Annotated in this window: 14 protein-coding genes and 1 rRNA gene (1 of these 15 running past the window's edge); 1 reads left to right on the top strand and 14 read right to left on the bottom strand. The window is 53.8% G+C overall.

From position 1 onward, the window contains the following. The 9 genes from SACSAC_RS13840 to galU all read right to left on the bottom strand — a co-directional run. Window positions 1–757 (bottom strand): 16S ribosomal RNA (locus SACSAC_RS13840) (it extends 794 nt beyond the left edge of the window). Window positions 758–1,143: 386 nt separating this feature from the next. After that, window positions 1,144–3,156: an NAD-dependent DNA ligase LigA gene (ligA, locus tag SACSAC_RS13835; protein ID WP_037287359.1), complete on the bottom strand. Its 2,013-nt coding sequence runs from the start codon at window positions 3,154–3,156 to the stop codon at window positions 1,144–1,146. A 42-nt stretch (window positions 3,157–3,198) separates the two neighbouring features. Next, entirely contained in the window at window positions 3,199–5,571 is a 2,373-nt protein-coding gene (gene pcrA / locus SACSAC_RS13830; RefSeq protein WP_425414809.1) for a DNA helicase PcrA, read from the bottom strand. Window positions 5,572–5,914: 343 nt separating this feature from the next. Then, complete coding sequence (gene pcrB, locus SACSAC_RS13825) at window positions 5,915–6,610, bottom strand: heptaprenylglyceryl phosphate synthase (RefSeq protein WP_037287358.1); 696 nt, start codon at window positions 6,608–6,610, stop codon at window positions 5,915–5,917. A 466-nt stretch (window positions 6,611–7,076) separates the two neighbouring features. Further along, window positions 7,077–8,342 carry an ArnT family glycosyltransferase gene (locus tag SACSAC_RS13820; RefSeq protein ID WP_037287356.1) on the bottom strand — a complete coding sequence of 422 codons (1,266 nt, stop codon included), beginning with the start codon at window positions 8,340–8,342 and terminating at the stop codon, window positions 7,077–7,079. Between the two features lies 1 nt (window position 8,343). Continuing rightward, entirely contained in the window at window positions 8,344–8,820 is a 477-nt protein-coding gene (locus SACSAC_RS13815) for a GtrA family protein (protein ID WP_051507113.1), read from the bottom strand. Next, window positions 8,804–9,196, bottom strand: a complete 393-nt coding sequence (locus SACSAC_RS13810; protein ID WP_037287354.1) for a DUF2304 domain-containing protein — start codon at window positions 9,194–9,196, stop codon at window positions 8,804–8,806. The genes SACSAC_RS13815 and SACSAC_RS13810 overlap by 17 nt, the downstream gene beginning before the upstream one ends. Next, a complete protein-coding gene (locus SACSAC_RS13805; RefSeq protein ID WP_037287352.1) occupies window positions 9,193–9,909 on the bottom strand; it encodes a glycosyltransferase family 2 protein in 717 nt (238 codons plus the stop codon). The genes SACSAC_RS13810 and SACSAC_RS13805 overlap by 4 nt, the downstream gene beginning before the upstream one ends. Window positions 9,910–9,997: 88 nt before the next feature. Further along, window positions 9,998–10,894, bottom strand: a complete 897-nt coding sequence (galU, locus tag SACSAC_RS13800) for a UTP--glucose-1-phosphate uridylyltransferase GalU (protein ID WP_037287351.1) — start codon at window positions 10,892–10,894, stop codon at window positions 9,998–10,000. Between the two features lie 286 nt (window positions 10,895–11,180). Between galU and mraY the strand changes: the two genes are divergently transcribed. After that, window positions 11,181–12,134: a phospho-N-acetylmuramoyl-pentapeptide-transferase gene (gene mraY / locus SACSAC_RS13795; RefSeq protein WP_037287348.1), complete on the top strand. Its 954-nt coding sequence runs from the start codon at window positions 11,181–11,183 to the stop codon at window positions 12,132–12,134. A gap of 41 nt (window positions 12,135–12,175) precedes the next feature. Here mraY and rfbB read toward each other — a convergent pair whose 3' ends face one another. The 5 genes from rfbB to SACSAC_RS13770 form a co-directional block, all read right to left on the bottom strand. After that, window positions 12,176–13,183: a dTDP-glucose 4,6-dehydratase gene (rfbB, locus tag SACSAC_RS13790; protein WP_037287345.1), complete on the bottom strand. Its 1,008-nt coding sequence runs from the start codon at window positions 13,181–13,183 to the stop codon at window positions 12,176–12,178. A gap of 122 nt (window positions 13,184–13,305) precedes the next feature. Next, entirely contained in the window at window positions 13,306–15,819 is a 2,514-nt protein-coding gene (locus SACSAC_RS13785; protein ID WP_037287342.1) for a U32 family peptidase, read from the bottom strand. Window positions 15,820–16,050: 231 nt separating this feature from the next. Continuing rightward, the gene (locus SACSAC_RS13780) at window positions 16,051–17,184 is read right to left on the bottom strand and encodes a hypothetical protein (protein WP_037287339.1); all 1,134 of its coding nucleotides are present in this window, start codon (window positions 17,182–17,184) and stop codon (window positions 16,051–16,053) included. 55 nt (window positions 17,185–17,239) lie between these two features. Beyond that, window positions 17,240–18,871, bottom strand: a complete 1,632-nt coding sequence (locus tag SACSAC_RS13775; protein WP_037287336.1) for a PA2928 family protein — start codon at window positions 18,869–18,871, stop codon at window positions 17,240–17,242. Between the two features lie 192 nt (window positions 18,872–19,063). Further along, on the bottom strand, window positions 19,064–20,956 hold the full coding sequence (locus SACSAC_RS13770; RefSeq protein ID WP_037287333.1) for a stalk domain-containing protein: 1,893 nt from the start codon (window positions 20,954–20,956) through the stop codon (window positions 19,064–19,066). Between the last annotated feature and the right edge of the window lie 18 nt (window positions 20,957–20,974).

Here is a 20,974-nt window from a genome sequence, read left to right as displayed (position 1 = left end):
GTTATAGGCCAGAAAGTCGCCTTCGCCACTGGTGTTCCTCCACATCTCTACGCATTTCACCGCTACACGTGGAATTCCACTTTCCTCTCCTACACTCAAGCTTGCCAGTTTCGGATGCGAATCGGGGTTGAGCCCCGATCTTAAACATCCGACTTAACAAGCCGCCTGCACGCGCTTTACGCCCAATAATTCCGGACAACGCTTGCCCCCTACGTATTACCGCGGCTGCTGGCACGTAGTTAGCCGGGGCTTTCTTCTCAGGTACCGTCACTCCGGGTGCAGTTACTCACCCGGACGTTCTTCCCTGGCAACAGAGCTTTACGATCCGAAAACCTTCATCACTCACGCGGCATTGCTCCATCAGGCTTTCGCCCATTGTGGAAGATTCCCTACTGCTGCCTCCCGTAGGAGTCTGGGCCGTGTCTCAGTCCCAGTGTGGCCGTTCACCCTCTCAGGTCGGCTACGCATCGTCGCCTTGGTGAGCCGTTACCCCACCAACTAGCTAATGCGCCGCAGGCCCATCTCTCAGTGACAGCTTGCGCCGTCTTTCCTCATCCTCCGATGCCGGAAGATGATGTATTCGGTATTAGCATCCGTTTCCGGAAGTTATCCCAAACTGAAAGGCAGGTTGCCTACGTGTTACTCACCCGTCCGCCGCTAACCTCGGTGAAACAAGTTTCACCTTAGTCCGCTCGACTTGCATGTATTAGGCATGCCGCCAGCGTTCGTCCTGAGCCAGGATCAAACTCTCCATTAAGGTGGCGACCGAAGTCGCCGTTTAAAAGAAAGCACGATGTGCTCGTTTAAAACGTTGGCGATTCTTGACGAATCAAGAATCTTATATTCTCACGACGATCTTCATCATCGCGACTCACTCACTGTTCAGTTTTCAAAGAACTTGCGGTCGGCAACTTGCTTGCCGAACGTTTTATATCTTATCAGTTGTCATCTTCTTTGTCAACACCTATTTTTCAGTTTTCATAACCTGATGTTTGTTAGTGTTGAGCGTTTGTCAGAAGCGACAAGAAATATCTTACCATTCACAAAGAGATAAAGCAAGGCTTTTCTTCACTTATTTTTAAACAAAGAAAAAAGCCGGTTGTCCGGCTCTTTCTCTGGTCAATCTATTTCAAGTTATTAGATCTAGCTATTCAACAAACGAATCAATTCATCCTCGTCCTCAATTACTTCGATGCCGAGCTCCTGCGCTTTAGTCAGCTTACTGCCTGCTTTTTCTCCGGCGATCACGATATCGGTCTTCTTCGACACGCTGCCCGTCACTTTGGCTCCAAGCGCCTCCAGTTTCTCGGCAGCCTCGTCACGCGTAAGCTGGCGCAGCGTTCCCGTCAGCACAACCGTTTTACCGCTGAAATAAGAATCCTGCTTAACCTCTACCGGTTCGGCGGGAACGGTCGGCTGCACGCCAAGCTGACGCATCTTCTCTACGCCTGCGCGCATAAACGGATCATTGAAGAAGTTCACGATGCTTTCCGCGACGATTCCGCCTACATCGGGAAGCTCGATCAACTCTTCGACCGTCGCATTCATTACCTTATCCAAATCCCGGTAATGTTCAGCCAACATCTTGGTCGTCGATTTACCTGTGTTCGGAATACCCAAAGCAAACAGGAACGAAGCCAAGTCGCGCGTTTTGCTTTGCTCCAGCGCTTCAAGCAAATTGCTGGCTTTGCGTTCTCCGAACCGTTCGAGCTTAACCAACGATTCCTGCTCAAGTTCATACAGCTCGGCAGGCTCGCGAAGATTGAGCTCTTCATATAATTGCGTAGCCGTCTTGATGCTGAAGGTCTCGATGTCCATCGCGTCGCGCGAAGCGAAGTGCGTAATCCGTCCGATCGCCTGCGGTTTGCATGAAAGGCGGTTATCGCAGAACAAGTGGGCGCCGCGTTGGACGAGAGGGAAATCGCAGGCCGGACATTTTTCCGGATAGATGATTTCTTCGCCGTCGTTCTCCTCTGTTACTTTCCCCAGAATCTCCGGGATCACGTCGTTCGAGCGACGGATGAAAACGCGGCTGCCGAGCGCAAACTTCAGGTTTTTCCGCTCGATGTCGCCTACGTTGTTGAGCGTGCAGTTTTTGACGGTGACGCCTGCCAGCTCCACGGCTTCCAATCTGGCGATCGGGGTAATCTTGCCTGTACGGCCGACCTCCCAAGATACGGATTCCAACACGGTTGTCGTTTCTTCCGCTTCGAATTTATAGGCAACGGCCCAGCGCGGGAACTTACCGGTGTAGCCGAAAGCGGAGCGCGTGCGCATATCCACAATCTTCACGACGGCTCCGTCGATCAGGTAATCCAGCTCACCGCGCCTTTTTTCGATGTCATGGAGCTGCTCCATCACGTCCTCGAACTTGTCGAAGTACGAGACGTACGGATTGACCTTAAACTGATTTTCGCGCAAAAAGTCCATCATCTCTACATGACTGGAAAATGTTTTGGCGTCGCTGTACCCAATATTATAGAAGAAAGCGTTCAGTTTGCGGCTGGCCGTTACTTTCGGATTCAGGTTGCGCAAAGCGCCGGCGGCTCCGTTCCGGGCATTTTTCAACGGTTCTAGCGCGGTCTTATTGTAGTTTTCCAGCGCGGACAGGTTCATGATCCCTTCGCCCTGAACTTCGATCGTGCCGTCTTTATAAGGAATGGATAGGGGAACGGAACGAATCGTCTTGATCTGTTCCAAAATGCCTTCGCCTACCGTTCCGTTGCCGCGCGTCGCCGCCTGCACCAATTTGCCGTCCGTGTAAGTGAGGTTCAGCGTTAAGCCGTCAAACTTGAGCTCCAACGCGTATTGCAGCTCAGGCAGCGGGTCTTCGGGATTTTTCGTGTTGTAATCGTTCCAGAGCTTCAACGCACGTGCGCTCCAGGTGTTGAGTTCTTCTTCGTTTTGCGCTTTGTCGAGACTCCAGAGCGGAGCCAGATGGCGGTGCGGCAAAAAGCCTTTCAACAATTCTCCGCCGACTCGCAGCGTGGGGGAATCCGGCAAAACCAGCCCGCTTTCTTGCTCAAGCTTGATCAACCGATCATAAAGAACGTCATATTCCTTATCGCTAATCATCGGCTGATCCAACGTGTAGTAATGATAGCTGTAGCGGTTGAGCTGCTCGACTAACTCTTCCATCTCATGCATGGCATCCATCGTTTTCCCCATCCTTTTCTACTTGGATTTTGATTGGCGCTGCTATTCCACTTTGGTGATCGGCGCGAATCCGGCCAACAATCGTTTGATGCCTACAGGGGCTTTGAACGCGATGTTCAGTTCGGTGTCGTTACCGCTGCCTTTGATCGCTACGATGGTGCCTTCGCCCCATTTGCCGTGCGCGACTTTATCGCCGACCTGGAAATCACCGGTACTGTTCGTGCTGCGGGCAGCGCCTGCGGGCTTGTTGCCTCCTGCCGGCGTTACCGTCACACCCGAGGAACGAGGCGCGACGGCTGGACGGCCCATGCCTGTCGGTGAAGAACCTGCGCCCGGACGACTGGTACGACCGCCGCCGAAACCTCCCGATGAAGACGAACCCCCACCAAAGCCTCGGCCTCCGCCTCGCGAATTGCCGTAGCCTTTGTCCGGATCACCGCCTCGGCGGTAACGGTCCGGGTTCGTTCCGGTATCTTCAAGCAACTCGGCAGGAATCTCTTGCAAGAAACGGGACGGCGGGTTGGCGGTCGTGCGACCGAACAACGTCCGCATCTGCGCGCAGGAAAGGTACAGCTGCTTTTCCGCGCGGGTGATCCCCACGTAAGCGAGGCGGCGTTCTTCTTCCAGCTCGTCGTTATCCATAAAAGCACGGCTGTGCGGGAAGACGCCTTCCTCCATGCCGATGATGAACACGACAGGGAACTCCAATCCTTTGGCGCTGTGCATGGTCATCAGGATCACGGCGTCGTCGGCGACTTCTTCCTTTTTATCGCCCATGGAATCGATGTCCGCGATCAGCGCAAGGTCGGTCAGGAAGGTCACCAGCGACTTGTCTTCGGTACGCGCTTCGAACTCCAGCGTAACGGACAGGAACTCGTCGATGTTTTCCACGCGGGCTTTGGATTCGAGCGTGTTTTCCTTTTGCATCTCGATCCGGTATTGGCTCAGCTCCAAGATTTTCTCGGTCAGCTCGGTCACGGACAGGTAATCGACCATCCGATGCAGCGAGACGATCATGTCGTAGAATTCGACCAGCGCGTTGCGCGTACGCCCGGCAAAGCCGAGATCGTCCACCACTTCGAGAATCTTGAACATGGACACGCCGCGTTCCGCCGCTGCCGCCGCAAGCTTGGCCACGCTCGTATCGCCGATTCCGCGCTTCGGTACGTTAATCACGCGCACCAAGCTGATGTCGTCGTCCGGGTTGGAGAGCAGTTTGAGATAGGCGAGCAGGTCTTTGATTTCTTTGCGATCGTAGAACTTGATGCCGCCGACGATCTGGTACGGGATATCCGATTTGATCAGCACTTCCTCGATCACCCGGGACTGGGCGTTGGTGCGGTAAAGGATGGCATGTTCTTTGTAGTTCATGTTTTTCTTGATATTTTTATGGATCTCTCCGGTTACGAAATACGCTTCGTCGTGCTCGGTGCTGCCGCGGAACACGCGAATGGTGGCTCCGCCTTCCTGATCGGTCCACAGGTTTTTCGGTTTGCGTCCCGTGTTGCGCCCGATCACGCTGTTGGCCGCATTCAGGATGTTCGCCGTGGAACGATAGTTTTGCTCGAGAAGGATCGTTTCGGCTTCCGGGTAGTCTTTTTCAAAGTTCAGGATGTTCGTAATGTCGGCGCCGCGCCAACGGTAGATCGATTGGTCGCTGTCGCCCACGACGCAGATCTGATGGTGCTTGTCGGCCAGCATGCGGCACAGCATATATTGCGCGCGGTTGGTATCCTGGTATTCGTCGACATGGATGTAGCGGAATTTTTTCTGGTAAAAGTCAAGCACCTCGGGCACTTCGTTGAACAACTCGATCGTTTTCATGATGAGATCGTCGAAATCGAGCGAGTTGTTGCTGCGGAGACGCTTTTGGTACATGACGTAGACTTTGGCCGCGATCGATTCCATGAAGTCGCCGCCGGCTTTTTGCTCGTACATCTTCGGGGTGATCAGTTCGTTTTTCGCGGCGCTGATCAGGGCTTGAACGGCTTTCGGCTCGAATTTCTTCGTGTCGAGGTTCAAGTCCTTCATGCAGTTGCGGATAACGGACAGCTGATCGCCGGAGTCGAGGATCGAGAAGCTGGACGAAAAGCCGATCCGTTCGATGTCGCGGCGCAAGATGCGCACGCACATGGAGTGGAAGGTGGAGACCCAGATTTCTTTGCCTTCCGGGCCGACGAGCGCGGAGACCCGTTCTTGCATCTCGCGCGCGGCTTTGTTGGTAAAGGTAATCGCGAGAATGCCCCACGGCGCGGTCTTCTTGGCTTGGATCAGGTGGGCGATGCGGTGCGTGAGCACTCGGGTCTTGCCGCTTCCCGCGCCGGCCATGATGAGCAGCGGGCCCTCGGTTTTGAGCGCGGCCTTGCGCTGCTGAGGGTTGAGGCGGGATATGGATTCGTCAAGGTTAAAAGACATGATGAGTGGTGGCTCCTTTCGGATGCGCTTGGGTGACGCTGCGGGAGGCAGGGGCCTTACGATCGCTGTTGCTTCTTCAGGCTTCCTGCCTCCCTCCGCTCCTGCGCGCATAGTGTTTGTTAGGGAAAAAGGCATAAGGAATGCGCTTGTTGGCGCATTCCGGGATAGTGTTGTAGGGATGGACTTCTACGAAGGAAGTCCGAGTGATGGGCCGGAGGAGAACGCTGGTTGCGTCCTGTCCGGCCAAAGGCGGTTGGATGCGTTAACCCTGTATCTAGGGGCCGCATGTCCATAAGTTATGCACATAAGCGATGATCGATCACATCTTAATACCAAGTCATGCTCAATCGGCGTCGCGGACGCCGCGGACGGTGTCGAGGGCGGCAGGCAAGTTGTCGTAGACGATATTGCCTACGACTACGACATGCGCTGCGCCTGCGGCGGCGCGGGCGGTCTCGTAGTTGCGGACGCCGCCGCCGTAGAAGACGGTCGCTTCGTCTGTGACGCGGCGGACTTCGCGGACGAGATCAAGGTCGCCGTATGTACCGCTGTATTCGACGTAGACGATCGGGAGACGCATCAGCTTGTCGGCCATGCGGGCGCAAGCCGCTGCTCCGCCAGCGTCAATATTGGAATCGGCACCGGTCAAGCGAGCGACGGTTGAGTCGGGATTGAGTACGATGTACCCTTCAGCGGCAACCATGTCCCAAGGGATGATCTCGCCGTAGCTTTCAAGGCCGGAGCGATGATGTCCGGTGATCCATTCCGAGTGCTCGGTATTCAGGACCATCGGGATCAGGTAGAGATCGAATCCGGGCACGACCGAATCCAGCGTCGAGACTTCCTGCGCGCAAGGCAGTTCGTAACGCCGAATGCGAGACATCAAATCTACGGTATTCTCATAGGTCACCCCGCTCGAACCTCCGACCAGAATCGCGTCGCTGCCCGACAAACATACGGCTTCCAACTCTTCGTCGGACAACTCCCGATCCGGATCCAGCTTGAACACGTGTCTCCACGTCTTGAATAACTGACTCACTTTGACTCCTCCATCCGCCTTGTTCGCCTGCTGAAGCGTTGACCGATTCGAAACCGAAATTGCGGCTAGAGAGCGTCAAACGTATTGCCTTTTTAGGCTTTGAGCAGGCTGTTCCAACATAAGTCTATGCTACGTATAAGGCGGTGTCAATTTTTTGTTCGCATATAATACGAACACGGCGAAATAGCTTCATTTCGACGTGCTTCGCATTGACAACACTGACAATAAAGAAACTGATCCAACCGAATAAAAGCCGCTCCTGAAAGGAGCAGCTAACGTGTCGAAAAGTCTTCAAGCCGATAAAAATCAAAAGGTGAAGAGAAATTCAGTAAAGGTGCGGAAGCGGAGGGAGAAATTCAGTGAAAGACGCCTTTGAACTCGGAAAACGACCTAATTTAATTCCAATCCAGTTTTCCGAGTGAGACAGCGTCTTGAACGAATTTTTCCCGCAGCGCATTACGCCCTTTTACGAATAGGATCTTTTCGCTTTTCGTGCTCGAAGCCGATCGAACAATCCGACCAGCACCGGCGCCATGAACAGCACGAACAAGAACATGTTCGGATACCCGTATCTCGGAATCGCGATGAACGGCACATAGATCAGCGTAAAGTACGCGAGTACGGCAAGCGGAGCATACGCGCCAATCCATTTCCTTTTCCAAGCCAGCCAAATGCCATAAAGGCCCATCAGCACGTAAGCCGCATGCACCGGGAAGTAGTGCGCCCACGTCATGCCGAAAATGGGACGTTCCCAATAAGCGATGCCGTACAAACCGCCGAACTTCCCGAATGTATAAAACGCCGCGTATTTCAAAGGCTCGTGCGTGAATCCGTAAGCGATCATTCGCCCCGCGGCTTGCGCAAGATCATCGTCGGAGCCTTTCATGACGTCGCCGCCGTACTCCGGATACTTTTCGTAGAAACCGTCCGGAACTTGGCCGAAAGCGGTCGAACCCAAAATCAAAGGACTGCCCGCGGCTTCCGTGAACGGAATGAATCGGCCGAAAGCTTCGTAATTCCGTATCCACCACGGAGACATGAGCAGCGCGAAAACGCCGAGAATCACGACGGTGTAGGCCAGCATCTTTTTAAAGGAATAACGGCGAGCTAACCAAAACAGTCCCGGTACGAGCGGCAGCAGGGCAGCGTGCGGTTTGAAGTAACATAATGCTGTCCAGAACACGGCGAAAACAGCCCATCCTCCGACGCCGGGTTTATCGAGCGCTCGCAGCAGGCAGCAAACGGTCAACATGAGACAAAGACGGAACGCGGACTCGGTCAAAATCGAAGCGGAGATGAAATAATCGGGCAGATATAAAGCAAGCAGAACGGCCGCCGTCATCGAGATTCGAGTATTTTGGAATACGCGACGCGCCAGGATGAACATCAAGTAGACGCCGAACGCTTGAAAGGCTCCTTGCAAAATGCGCAGCAGCGCAATCCCGCCTTGGTCGCCCGCAAGCCATTTGACGCCTGCCAATAGCAGAGGAAACACGGGCATGATGAACGTCGACGGTTCGCCGCCGGTATTGTAGGATAGCACGCCGGTTTCCAGCAAGACGTCGGCGGTCTGCACGTATTTGACGTCGTCGTCGTTCATTTTTTCATAGGAGCCGAGCAGCAAACGGTCTCCGTATCCGAGCGATATGGCGCAGCTGGCGAGAAAAACAAATAAACAGAGCAGGAGCAGCCGCGTGCGCGTTTGACGGGTTTCTTTTTTTAACGAAAACAAATTATCGGTCCTCCCGCTTCGGCGTTCGGAACGCCCAGGCTTTGTTTAGAATGAAGTTGTGAATCGGAACGAGCACGATGGAGGCGATCTGTCCGTAGCCGTACCACCAGCCGAATACGCGGTCGAACAGAAACAGGATCAGCAGGTTCAACAGCAGTCCCGCGCAAGAAACGACCGTGTATTTGACCAAGGCCGACGCGGAGCGTTCGCTTTTTCGGAAGGTCCAACGCGAATTCGCCATATAAGAGAACAGAAGCGACAAGATGAAGCCCAGCGTGGAACCGACCAACGGATCGCCGTGGCCTTTTTCCACATAGATGAACAAGGTTCCGGTCTGGAGCACTGTTCCGACGACGCCGATGACGCCGTATTTGAGAAAATCGACCAGGTTGTTCCGGATGATCGGGGGAAGAAGATTCAACAGCCGATCGTAAAAAGAGCTTTTTTGCAACGTTCGTTCTTTATTGCGAATCGTCATGCGAACCTCCTTCCGCCTGCTTCATCCGCCGTTCCATTTCCGCGATCTTATGCTGCATCAGTCCCATTTCCTGCGTCAGCGTCCGAAGCTTGCGGGAATGGTTGGATAACGAGACGGTCAGGCTGTACAGCGTAAGGAATATGGCCGATACGGCGAGCAGGAACACCGCATTGACCGGAACCTCGATCCCCATGACGCGCGCGATGAAAAAGAAAATTTGCGGGAAGATGGAGACGATCACGCCGGCTGCGCTGAAAAAGATCCACACTAGCGCGTATTTGAGTTCCAATTTGTAACGGCGCGTACGGTTGATGAACACGAAAAGCACGACAAGGCTGAACGCGATCAGCAGCAGCTGCAATTTGAGCGTGATCATGAGTGCCTCACCCCATGTCCGCGCAAAGCATCGATGAGGATGGCCAGCGACACTTTTACCATATAATAGACGGAACGCAAATGATGAATCGACGAATGGCCCCCGACACGCTCGGACATTTGCACCGGAACCTCGACGACCCGTCCGCCGGAACGCAGTACGTGAACGATCGACTCCGGCTCCGGATAATCGGTCGGATACTGAGTTGCGAACATGTGCATGATCCGGCGATTGACCGCGCGGAAACCCGAAGTCGGATCGGTGACGGTCTGACCGGTGATCAAACGGATCAAGCGGCTGAAGTAACGGATGCCGGCGCGGCGCAAAACCGTTGACTGGAAGCCTTGCTTTTCGATATAGCGCGAGCCGATGACCAGGTCTGCGGCGTTGTCCAGCAATGGAGCAATCAAAGCATGGACGAATTCCGCGCGGTGCTGGCCGTCGCCGTCGAACTGGATCGCGATATCGTAGCCGTGGGCATACGCGTATTTGTAACCGGTCTGCACGGCGCCTCCGATTCCGAGGTTGCTGGGCAGCGTGACGATATTCGCGCCGACGCTCGCGCAAACCTCGGCGGTATCGTCGGTCGATCCGTCATTTACGACAAGAGCTTCAAGTCCCTGCTCTCGCAAGGAAAGGAGCAATGGGCCGATATTATCGCGTTCGTTGAACGCGGGGATGATCAATAAAACTTTGGGTTTGGACGGCGCCATGGCGTGCTCCTTTTCTGATCAAACATTTGGCTTGCTGCCTGAACATGTTAAAACCCGGCCGACGGCCGGGCTTGACGTTGTCGTTATTTTAGCGCTTTTCTTCGGTTTCGGCCAGCGCCTTCTTCATGTACTGGATCAGCGGCTCGCGCATCTCGTCGTTTTGCAGCGCGTAGTGGATAGTCGTCTCGATAAAACCGATCTTGACCCCTACGTCGTGACGCTGTCCTTCGAAGTTGTAAGCGAGCACGTCCTGCGTTTTGCCGAGTGTCGCGATCGCGTCGGTCAATTGAATTTCGCCGCCTGCTCCGGTCGGTTGATTCTCCAAAATCTCGAAAATCTCCGGCGTCAGGATGTAGCGGCCCATGATGGCGAGATTGGACGGCGCGTCTTCCTGTTTCGGTTTTTCGACCAGCCCGTTGGCTTTGAACGTACGCTCTTCGCCGTCGATCGCTTCGCTGTCCACGATCCCGTAGCGGAATACGTCTTCCCAAGGGACTTCCTGCACGCCTACGACGGAAGCTTGGTGTTTATCGAATACGTCGAGCATCTGCTTCAGACACGGCGTGTCGGATTCGACGATATCGTCGCCAAGCAGAACCGCGAAAGGTTCGTCGCCGATAAACTTGCGCGCGCACCAGATGGCGTGGCCGAGGCCTTTCGGTTCTTTTTGACGGATGTAGTGGATGTCGGCCATGTTGGCGGCATTGCGCACTTCTTCGAGCATCTCCCACTTTTCGTTTTCCTCCAAATTGTGCTCCAGCTCGAAGGAAGTGTCGAAGTGGTCTTCGATCGCGCGTTTTTCTTTGCCCGTCACGATGATGATGTCTTCGATGCCGGACTTTACCGCTTCCTCGACAATGTATTGAATGGTAGGCTTATCGACGATCGGCAGCATTTCTTTCGGCATCGCCTTGGTGGCGGGAAGGAAACGCGTGCCGAGACCGGCAGCCGGAATGATTGCTTTGCGGATTTTCTGTGTACTCATAGGTATAGTTCCTCCTAAATAAAATGGGTTCGAGTATGTAGGTTAACGTTAACCCTCCGCGTCCGCCGTGCCGCTTCTGTTGGAAACGAAAGCTGCTCTATGAGCCTGCTTGGTATGTTCTCATTTTAGCTCGTCAATGCGGAAAAAGCCAAATTCTCCTGGGCTTCTCTTGTGGCGGACGTGCAAATTGCTTAAAATAAGGGAGTTACATAACCTTTACGTCTATTATTAACCCAAATATAGTCGCTTCAAAATCCGAAATGCCGATTGGAGAATATGGAAACCCATGAACTTTTACACGTTGATTGCCGCTGCTCTTTCGTTTGTCCTTGTTGCTTTGTTCGCACCCGTTTGGATTCGCACGCTGCGCCGCATCGGTTGGTTGCAGCCGATCCGCAAGGAGCTGCCGCCCGACCACCAAGCCAAAAAAGGCACGCCGCTGATGGCGGGCATGGTGTTCATGATCGGGGTGCTCGTCGCGCTGATCGCCCAACCGACGCCGCTGATGTGGCTGATGGCCGCTACGTTTATCCTGTTCGGGATCGTGGGCTTCAGCGACGACTTTAAAAAGGCCGCGTTCCAAGACCCGCAGGGAATCTCGGGCAAAGCCAAATTGGTTATGCAGTTCGCGTTCACGATTACGGTACTGTTGATCGCGATGAACAGTTTCGGCGTCGATCCGACGATTACATTCCCGGGCGGATTCGTCTGGGCGCTTCCGTCGGCGGTGTATTTTATCATCATGCTGCTGTTTATCGTCGGTTCCGCCAACGCGATCAACTTCACGGACGGGCTTGACGGACTGCTGATTATCGTGGCGATTCCGACTTATTTGTTCTTCTTCGTCATCTCGGACGAACCGGCGATCAAGTTGTTCTCGCTGGTGATGGTGGGCGCGCTGCTGGGATTGTTCCTGTACAACAAGTATCCGGCCAAAGCGTTTATGGGCGATACGGGATCGCTGGCGATCGGCGGTTCGTTGTCGCTGATGGCCGTGATCGAGAAGGTCGAAATTTTGGTGCCGCTGCTGTTTATCATTTATTTCGCGGAGCAGTTCTCAGTTATTATTCAGGTGGCTTATTACAAACGGACGAAAAAGCGGATCTTCCGCATGACGCCGATTCATTATCATTACAGCTTGAAGTATGGATGGAACGAGAGAAAGATCGTGGCGGTGTTCGGAAACGTGTCTTGGATCGGGGCGTTCTTGAGTTGGTTGATTTGGTATTTGTGGATGTAAACAAAAGCGGCCTCCTTTTCAAAAAAAGGAAGCCGCTTTTGTTATAGATTTCCGTAATGCTCTGCAAAAAAACGCCCGGACTCGGTCGATCGCGTGCTCTCCAACCATTCAATATGGTTCAGATACCAATCCACCGTGGCATCAAGTCCTTTTTCAAATGAATATTCAGGCTGCCAACCGAGTGTGTTTCGGATCTTTGACGCATCTATTCCATATCGCCGATCATGACCGGGGCGGTCCGCGACATAACGAATCGACGAAGCCGGCCGATTCATCTTGCTTGCGATTTTCTCTACGACTTCGAGACTTGTACGCTCGCTTTGCCCTCCGATATTGTAAATTTCGCCGTCTTTCCCTTGATGGATAACCAAACTCAATGCCTGACAATGGTCTTCGACATGCAACCAGTCCCGAATATGCAATCCGTCTCCGTATACAGGAAAAGGTTGATTTTTCAGGGCTTGAGCGATCATGAACGGAATGAGTTTTTCAGGAAATTGATAAGGCCCGTAGTTATTGGAGCAGCGCGTGATATTGACAGGCAGCCCGAATGTCTCGTGATAAGCGCGAACCATCAGGTCAGCCGAAGCTTTAGACGCAGAATACGGACTGTTTGGCGCCAGCGGACTTTCTTCAGTGAAGAGACCCTCTGGGCCCAGCGATCCGTAAACTTCGTCCGTGGATACTTGAATGAATTTTTTTACCCCATGCATGCGGGCAGCTTCGAGCAGTACCTGCGTGCCGACCACGTTGGTTTGCACGAATATCTCCGGCTGCTTAATGCTTCGATCGACATGCGATTCAGCTGCAAAATGCACCACGATATCGATTCCGTCCGCAAACAGGCGTTGAACGGTTTGTTCGTCGCAAATGTCAGCTTTCACAAATCGGTAATTGGAATAATCCTGTACGGGATAGAGATTCATAAGATTCCCCGCGTAGGTCAGGTTATCCAGATTGATTACGGTATAATGCGGAAAATGATGAAGCATATAATGAATAAAGTTGCTTCCGATAAACCCTGCTCCTCCGGTTACAAGCAGCTTCATGGCGTTCCTCCTCATAAATCCGAACCGAATTTTCTTCTATTATATAACGATACCGGCGAAAAAAAGACGCTCCGAATAATCGGGCGCCTTATACAAGCAGTTTCCTATTTTGAATGCGTGTCTTACTTCACCAACTGCCCCCGCGTAACCCCCAACTGATTCGTCGCTTTCAGCTTGCGCCAAACCTCCGAACCGCTGATCTTGCCGCTCAAAGCGCGCGTGTACAGATCGATAACTTCAAGCACCTGCTCCGGCGACTCTTCGAGGAACTCGACGCGGTAGCTCGGCACGCCGGAATCGAGGAACTCGTTCAGGTATTCCGCGCCGGACTGCTCGATCGCGTTGTATACCGTATTCCGGCAGCCTTCGTCGACGCGAACCGGGTGGGACATGCCGATGCGGTCGCGCAGCGACGCGCGCTGCTCTTCGCACGGGCGGCCGCAGTTCGTGAAGTCGGTGCCTTCGCTCATGAACGTGCAGTACACGCAATGCTCGGTATGGAACATCGGCATATGCTGATGGATGACAATCTCCATTTTGTCCGTCTGCGAGCGTCCGAGCAGATCGACCATCTGTTGGATGTTCAGATCGTACGACGGCGTCACGCGGTCAAGACCGGCTTCCAGGAACAGATCGACGGCTTTGTGGTTCGCCACGTTGAGCGAGAAATCGCCGATCAGCTCCGGATGGTTCTTGTCCGGGTTCTCCATGGGGTGGCGCAGATAGTAGTATAGGGCGCCCGTATTGCGCACCAGCACCGCATCCGGCTCCAAACGCAAGATGTTCGCGTGGTAGCCGTTTTCGTTCGGCATATGGATGCGCGGCGTCGCCAGCGCGATCTTTTTGCCCGCTGCACGCACGGCCGCCACGGCTGCCGGGAACTGCTTAATAAACTCGAAGTCCGCATAGATCATCTCGACGCCGGCTTCCAGCGCGGCTTCGACCTGCGGCAGACTGCGGCATAATGCGGTGATGCGAGCTTCGGAACGCTCGATCGGCTTCGCCGTATGCGACGAGTCGCCGTATACTTCGATATCCCGATGCACGTATACCGGAGGCTTCGGACGTTCGCCGGCCAATTCGTCGACCGCCCGGCGGCGCATCGCGTTCAGCTCTCGCATCGGCACGATCACGTCTCCGTGCAGCTGTACTTCCAACTCTTCCAACTGATATACCGTACCGCCCAAACGGCCGAATTGCTCTTCAAGAATCTCGTAACCCAATGGACGCTTCTTGGCAATCTCCAGCTCCATCTCGGACTCCACGCGAACTGTAGTCCCTTTGTCCACGTCCGTCCAGATCGAAACGAGAGGTTGACCCGGATTGCCCATGACTTTGACCGTCAACGGGAATACGCGGTACGGCTTCTCGGTTTCGAACGTCTGACGCAATCTGCGATCCAGCGCCGGGTCATTCGTTTTCCAAATGCGGTCCCCGACGTGCAAACGGCGCAAATCCACGTCGTTGCGTCCCGGCACGATGTCGATGACCCAGCCTTGACCGGCTTCGCCTTCGAGCTTCACGCCTTTGCGGCGCACGTCATAGACGCGTCCGCCTTCTTCTTTCTTCGTCGGATCTCCCGCGTCGAACACGATGCCGTCGCCGCGCTTGAGCGGAGCTTCGATGCGGCAAACGACGCCGTCGCGCAGAATCTGCTCGACCCGTCCCAGATACACGCCGCGGCTTTTCGGGAATGTGCCTTCGACCAACTGCTTGTTGTTCGTGCCGTCCAGGAAGCCGTGCGTCAGACCGCGCGAGAAGCTTTGCTGCAGTTCGCGAACCTCTTCTTCCGAAGGCTTCGAATCGTCGCCGTCGAAGTAACGGTTGATCGCGGCATTATACTTGCTGACCACGTTCGCGACGTACTCCGGCGTTTTCAGACGGCCTTCGATTTTAAAAGAAGTCACGCCTGCTTGAATCAGCTCCGGCATGATGTCGATCGCGGCCAAGTCTTTCGGCGAAAGCAGGTACGCGATATCGCCCATCGGCTTATGCTCGCCGTCGACCATCAGGTCGTACGGCAGGCGGCATGCCTGCGCGCATTCGCCGCGGTTGGCGGAACGCCCGCCCCACATCTCCGATGTCAGGCATTGACCGGAATACGACACGCACAGCGCGCCGTGCACGAATACTTCCATTGGCAGCTTGGCTTGCTCGCCGATCTTTTGAATTTGCTTAAGATTGTTTTCCCGCCCCAACACGACCCGTTCCATGTTAAAAGGCTTGGTGAACTCGACCGCTTCCGGCGACGTGATCGTCATCTGCGTCGAACCGTGGATCGGGAAGTCCGGCGAAATCTCGCGGATCATTTTGACCAGACCCAAGTCCTGCACGATGACCGCATCCACGCCGGCAGCTACGCAAGCATCGATCAGCCCGCGCGCGTCCTCAAGCTCGTTTTCGAAAACCAAAATGTTAAAAGTCAGAAATCCTTTTACCCCGTAGCTATGCAAAAAGCCCATGATCTCAGGCAGTTCGTCCATCCGGAAGTTATTCGCGCGCGCGCGCGCATTGAACTTTTCAACGCCAAAAAAGACCGCGTCCGCACCGTTGGCTACAGCGGCACGCATGCAATCCCAGTCACCGGCAGGTGCCAGCAGCTCGACGTCGCGTCTTGTGATTTGTGGTGTACTCATTTATCGTTATCCTCCCGCGCACCGCTTTGAGAAATGCTCAACTCAAGCAAGCCGCATGTACTTATCTCATATCATATCGTCAAAACCTGCGTTACATCTTAATTTTTAACTAGTCTATTGTAGCAGAGTCGCGGGAGCATTGACAGAGTTTTAGCATACAAGCGAACAAAAAAAGAGACGCGGGCGGAGTGCGCGGCGCGTCTCTTCATGAATGGTGCTTGTTCGTCCAACTTAATCCACGATCTCGATAACAATACTGTGTCCGCTCCAAACATGCAGCATATAGCGACCTGCCTGCAACCCTCGCGTGGAGATCTTCAACGGCTGTTTGGCCTGCCCCGCGGAAACCTCCAGCTTTTTGGCAAGACCTTTTGCGGCAGTTTTGTCAAAGTCTTCTTTGGAACCGACGAGCATGCTCGGAGACAGGTAAACGGTCCCCGGATAGTCGATGGAAAACTCGATTTCTTCTCCCTTTTTGACAGTAGCGCTTGTTTGGGCACCATGCGAAATCAAATGAATCGGAATAAATGATTTTAGCGGCCCGCTGATGACTTCTTTGTTGCGATGTCCGTCCGAGCTCATCACGGATCCGGTTCGCAATTTTAAATAAAAATTACGACCTAGCGGCGCTTGTTCCAAATAGACGTATACTCTTCCGCCCACGACTTCTACGGCACCTTGATTACGGTCGAACGCTTTGAATTTCTGTTCGCCTTCAAGCTTCAGTTCGATGATCGAATTCAAACTTTTTCCCGGCGCTAACCGCAGCATGCGGTTATAGTCGAACGAGAAATATTCCGGCGTGTCCCCGTAATGGATTTGCACCGGTTGCGACGTCAGTCGCTTGCTGTCATCCAGAACTTGAACTTCGCTTACCGTATATCGAGAAGTGCCTGTTTGGTATACGGTAATATTGAACGTGTAATTTTCCGGAAAACTTACGTTGCGCAAACCCGCTGTCGAAAAAGACGTCGGTTCTCCGGCCACGACTTCTCGGCTCAATACATTCCCGGCCTTTACGCCGACGTTCAGAGCCGACACATTGTAAGGAGGCATTATAGTGCTGGATAGATAAGCAGTTCCGTTCACCGAGCTCGTAAAATAAATCGAATCTCCCAATGCTACAGCTTTGCTCTGCGAAGTGATTTCCATCTTCTGTTCCCAAAGTTCCGCTGCAGGAACATACGGAAGCGCGGACGGCGTCATTCCTTCGCTCAGCGTATCTGCCGGAACAATCACGCTGCCTTTTTGCTGCGCCTCGTCAGTTCGCTCGCTCGCCGAAACGACCGCTCCGAATGCTGTTCCCGCCAAAAGCGCGCTGCACGCCAAAAATGACGAGAGCAAAGCTTTTACTCTTTTTCTCATGATGTCCCCTCTGCTTTCCCGTGTCTTGTCGAACTTATATCCTATATCGAAAATACTAGAACTTCAATATCCGATCATATCTAAAGTCATACCCCCAACCGCTTCCGTCCTTCAAGGATAAGCTGAACGCGTACGAATTCCCGTCTTCTCCCCTCCCTGTCAATGTCATGCGCTCTTCGGACGGGCTGTAACTTTCGATATCCTTCAAGTGCGTATCGGCCGTCCAAAGCACCTCAGCCTTGTCCATGTCCACGGCACTGATCAGGAGGTCGGCATCGCCGGCCAGGCTGGAATAGTGAGCGACCAGGAATACTTCTCCTTCGCCGGACGCATCCGCGTAATGAAAAGGCGGTACCGGCGTTCCTCCGTTTTGGATCATTAGGGAATACGCAATATGGTCGTACAGCGTCTTTTGATCCCGGTAGCTCTTATTGGCGGCATCATATTGATCGCGCTGCGCGTAATAATTTTCGATCCGCCTATTTTCTTCCGCTTTGTAAGCTTCGTACTCCTCGACGGTCATCCGCGAAGGCCAATCGACGCTCTCCGGCGAGTCCGGCATTCGAGGTTCTTTCTCTATCGACGAATAGTCCGGAAAACCGGACAGCATATACGGATCGTCAGAATCTGCGGTTGCCCGGTTCAGATCGCTAAGAAAGGCTCCGCGCAAAAAGACTTGATCCATCAGCGGCTTCAGATCCTTGACCGCGATCTCTCCGCCTGCCAGCAGCGAACCTGTATAAATACGTCTTCGCATATCTTCGGCTTCGGACGAAGCATTGGGCGAATCCTCCTGGGCAAACGTCCCTTCACGGAGCTGCTCCGCCGTTTCTTCATTCGCGAAAATGCGATAGTTTCCGTCGCCTTTTCCCGATTGAACGATAGCTAAACGATCCGGGATATAAACCGTGTCCGAGTCGTCTTCCTTGAAATAATCGGACAATTTGGCACTGGAGGCTCCGCCTTCGAGCGTGTCCGGGTCAACCCTGTACAAGCCGCCATCCAACCCTTGGAATACGATCTGCTTGCGTTTTTCATCCCAACGGTAGCTTTTCGACTCTTCTGGGAAACGTCCTTCCAGTTCCGTGTTGGACGACTCCATCTTGCGGGCATCGGCCAACTTGGCTCCGTCCGCTTTGCTTAACACGAGCGGACCCGAGCCGTCGAATACCACGATGCGGTCTTCCGTTTGTCCCATGAGGTAAGGAGCGTAAGCGCGGCCGATGCCTGTTTTCCAAATGGGCTCGCCTGTCTTTTCGTTCATCGCGTACACGTAAGATTTGCTTGATCCCGACGTTATCCCTCTGTCCGAGGAGTTCGCGATAAACTTGTCAATAAGCAGAACGGAGGTCTGTACGCCTTCGCGTTCGTAGGAGAGCGTGCGCGGAGAAATACCTGCATGGTCCGAACTTCCGAGCGTCAGCGTCAGAATCAAAAATAAAATAACGGGAAAAGCAAGAAACGCCAGGCTGCCCGCAAACCATCGGGATAACATTTTAAAAAACGGAGGGCGGGGTGCTTCGTCCCGAATATCCCTCGGCTGTGCAATTATGCGTGCGATCCGCCGAATCAGCGTGAATAGCGAGAGGGCAAGCAATATGTAAATAACCGTAAGAAATACATTGTGCCAGATCGAGTCGTTGTAGCGAAACGCAAACAAAATCTTTTCCGAAAACGTAGCGTCCATACCAAAAAAAATCTCCTTTCGATATTGCATTTTTCTATTCCTTGCTTACTACGACAAGTAAATCGAAATCGTTTCATCGGAATTTCCGTCAAAAAAAACGACCGGCCGCGTAAATATCGGGCCGATCGTTCCAGTTGCACGCGTTCTCTCCTACTGCCGAACCTTGCCTGTTACTCTGTATGATTGCGCATTTTATTTGGCGGGGAGAAACCGGAACGATTGAAGCGCACGCTCGATCCCGTTCAACTGCTCGGGCGTCGCCGTTCCCCGATCCAGTTGGTGATGAATCCAATAGGTCTTGTCTTGATGACGGAAGTAAATATCCTCGGCCTGATACAAGTTGCCGTTCGTTCCCGTGCCTGCATACGAAATCGCAATAGCCGGAACTCCCGCGATCGTCGTGCGTTTCGGCGTTTCGTAAGTCAAGGTCGGATCATCCAGCTTCAGCTCCGCATAACGGCGTACGGCCTGAGCAGCCGAAGCTTCCAACCCGGTATCGACATTGCTCACGCGGAAAGATCCGCCCGGAATGAAATAACGCATGTCCAATCCTGTGCCGTCCGAAGCCTGGGTGGTCCAATAAGCGGGAGCGGCAAACAGGAAATCAGGCGTGCTTTGCGTCACGTCCAACTTCAGGTCTTTGAGATAAGAGATTTGTCCAAGCTTGCCAAAGCGCGACGGTACGGCCTCGAAGTCGATTTCGACAGAATCGACGATCTTAAGAAACGTCTGTTTATTGTAAGCTCCTTCCGGAGCCGAGTAACGCAATACATAGAAATAGCCTTCGTTCTCCAGCACAAGCCAGTTCCAATAGAAGCTGCCTCCGCCCAGATCATAAACCAAACTTTCGATGATCGCGTCCTGCCCCGAAGCCTGCACCGATTCGCTGGTTACCGGCTTGGCGGTTTGCGGGAGAAAAACCTCATCCGTTTTCGCCTGCAGGAAGTCATGCCACGTCGCTAAGCCTGCCGCACCGGAACCGTCCACGCTTACCGCATGCAGCGACAAAAACGATCCGTCCTTCGACGAATACTCCAACTGCCCGCTGCCGGTCGGAGTCCAGGTTGCCGGAACCTTCAACGTCACGCCGTAGTCGGGCGAAGCAGCGGAGATGTAGCCGTCCTTCACATTCGACAGGTCTTCCGTTTGCACCCCCTGGGTATTGAACGAAGGGCGAAACGAATCCAGCAAATCCGTCCATTGGTCAAACTCGCGATAATCTTCGATCAACGAGTCTCCCATATACAGCGAATAGACATGCCCTTCATCGTAATAACGACGGGATTCCCAATAGATGCCGTCGACATCGCGTGCAATGATTTGCGCATAAGGAATCGCCGCGTTCGGGAATGTTTGACGGTCGACAAGCGTCTCTCCCGCACTAAGCGACTCCTGCTCCAGTTGTTCCAGCATGTCGGTCACAGACACGTTCCGGTCTTCTTCCCACACATGAATTTGCAGCATGTAGGAACCGTCCAGATCGCCGATCATCGCGGAAAACTCGTCGTCTCCCGGCTGCGCCACCGTATCTGCCGGATAGTCGATCGACCAGTTCGCATGGCTGCTTCCCACCCGCGCCGTTGCAGGGGCTTCCGCTTCGTTATCGGAAGGTTGTCCGGGAACGCCGGTATCCGACATCAGCGTCACGACAATCGTACCGGAAGAAAATTTCACTTTGGCTTCCAGCATGTCCGTAACCGGACGCATAGGCACCATCAGAGTTCCGTTTTTCATCACGGGTGCTGCGGCAAGAGCAATCTTCTTCCCGTTGACCCAAGCGGTTTTGCTTCCGATTTTGAACGTGACCGTGTGCGAGCCTTGCGATAACCGCACCGTGTCGTCGCCTTCCAAACGGCTGCTCGTACCGAATGCCCGCTGAAATACGCCGAGCGGCACCATGGTCATTCCGTTTTGCATATACGGCTTTTCAATATTCTGCTTCTCGCCGTTGATCAGCGCCGACGTGCTGCCGATCCGTACTTGCAGCGTCAGCGTCGTCTGCCCTGCCGCGAGCGCGGGCACAGCCGTCCCGATCGCAAGCAGCAGCACGAACAAAAGCGCCATGCCTCTTTTCGCCAGTCTCACTCGTCTTCCCCCTTTTTC

Origin of the sequence: Saccharibacillus sacchari DSM 19268 (genome assembly GCF_000585395.1) — a bacterium.
Taxonomy (GTDB): Bacteria; Bacillota; Bacilli; order Paenibacillales; family Paenibacillaceae; genus Saccharibacillus; species Saccharibacillus sacchari.
This window is presented reverse-complemented; position numbering and strand designations above follow the sequence as displayed.

What these genes read in the sequence shown, in the direction of transcription:
- ligA (WP_037287359.1), bottom strand. Translation starts at nt 3,156, where the DNA reads ATGGATGCCATGCATGAGATGGAAGAGTTAGTCGAGCAGCTCAACCGC.
- pcrA (WP_425414809.1), bottom strand. Translation starts at nt 5,571, where the DNA reads ATGTCTTTTAACCTTGACGAATCCATATCCCGCCTCAACCCTCAGCAG.
- SACSAC_RS13815 (WP_051507113.1), bottom strand. Translation starts at nt 8,820, where the DNA reads ATGACGATTCGCAATAAAGAACGAACGTTGCAAAAAAGCTCTTTTTAC.
- SACSAC_RS13810 (WP_037287354.1), bottom strand. Translation starts at nt 9,196, where the DNA reads ATGATCACGCTCAAATTGCAGCTGCTGCTGATCGCGTTCAGCCTTGTC.
- SACSAC_RS13805 (WP_037287352.1), bottom strand. Translation starts at nt 9,909, where the DNA reads ATGGCGCCGTCCAAACCCAAAGTTTTATTGATCATCCCCGCGTTCAAC.
- galU (WP_037287351.1), bottom strand. Translation starts at nt 10,894, where the DNA reads ATGAGTACACAGAAAATCCGCAAAGCAATCATTCCGGCTGCCGGTCTC.
- mraY (WP_037287348.1), top strand. Translation starts at nt 11,181, where the DNA reads ATGAACTTTTACACGTTGATTGCCGCTGCTCTTTCGTTTGTCCTTGTT.
- rfbB (WP_037287345.1), bottom strand. Translation starts at nt 13,183, where the DNA reads ATGAAGCTGCTTGTAACCGGAGGAGCAGGGTTTATCGGAAGCAACTTT.
- SACSAC_RS13785 (WP_037287342.1), bottom strand. Translation starts at nt 15,819, where the DNA reads ATGAGTACACCACAAATCACAAGACGCGACGTCGAGCTGCTGGCACCT.
- SACSAC_RS13780 (WP_037287339.1), bottom strand. Translation starts at nt 17,184, where the DNA reads ATGAGAAAAAGAGTAAAAGCTTTGCTCTCGTCATTTTTGGCGTGCAGC.
- SACSAC_RS13775 (WP_037287336.1), bottom strand. Translation starts at nt 18,871, where the DNA reads ATGGACGCTACGTTTTCGGAAAAGATTTTGTTTGCGTTTCGCTACAAC.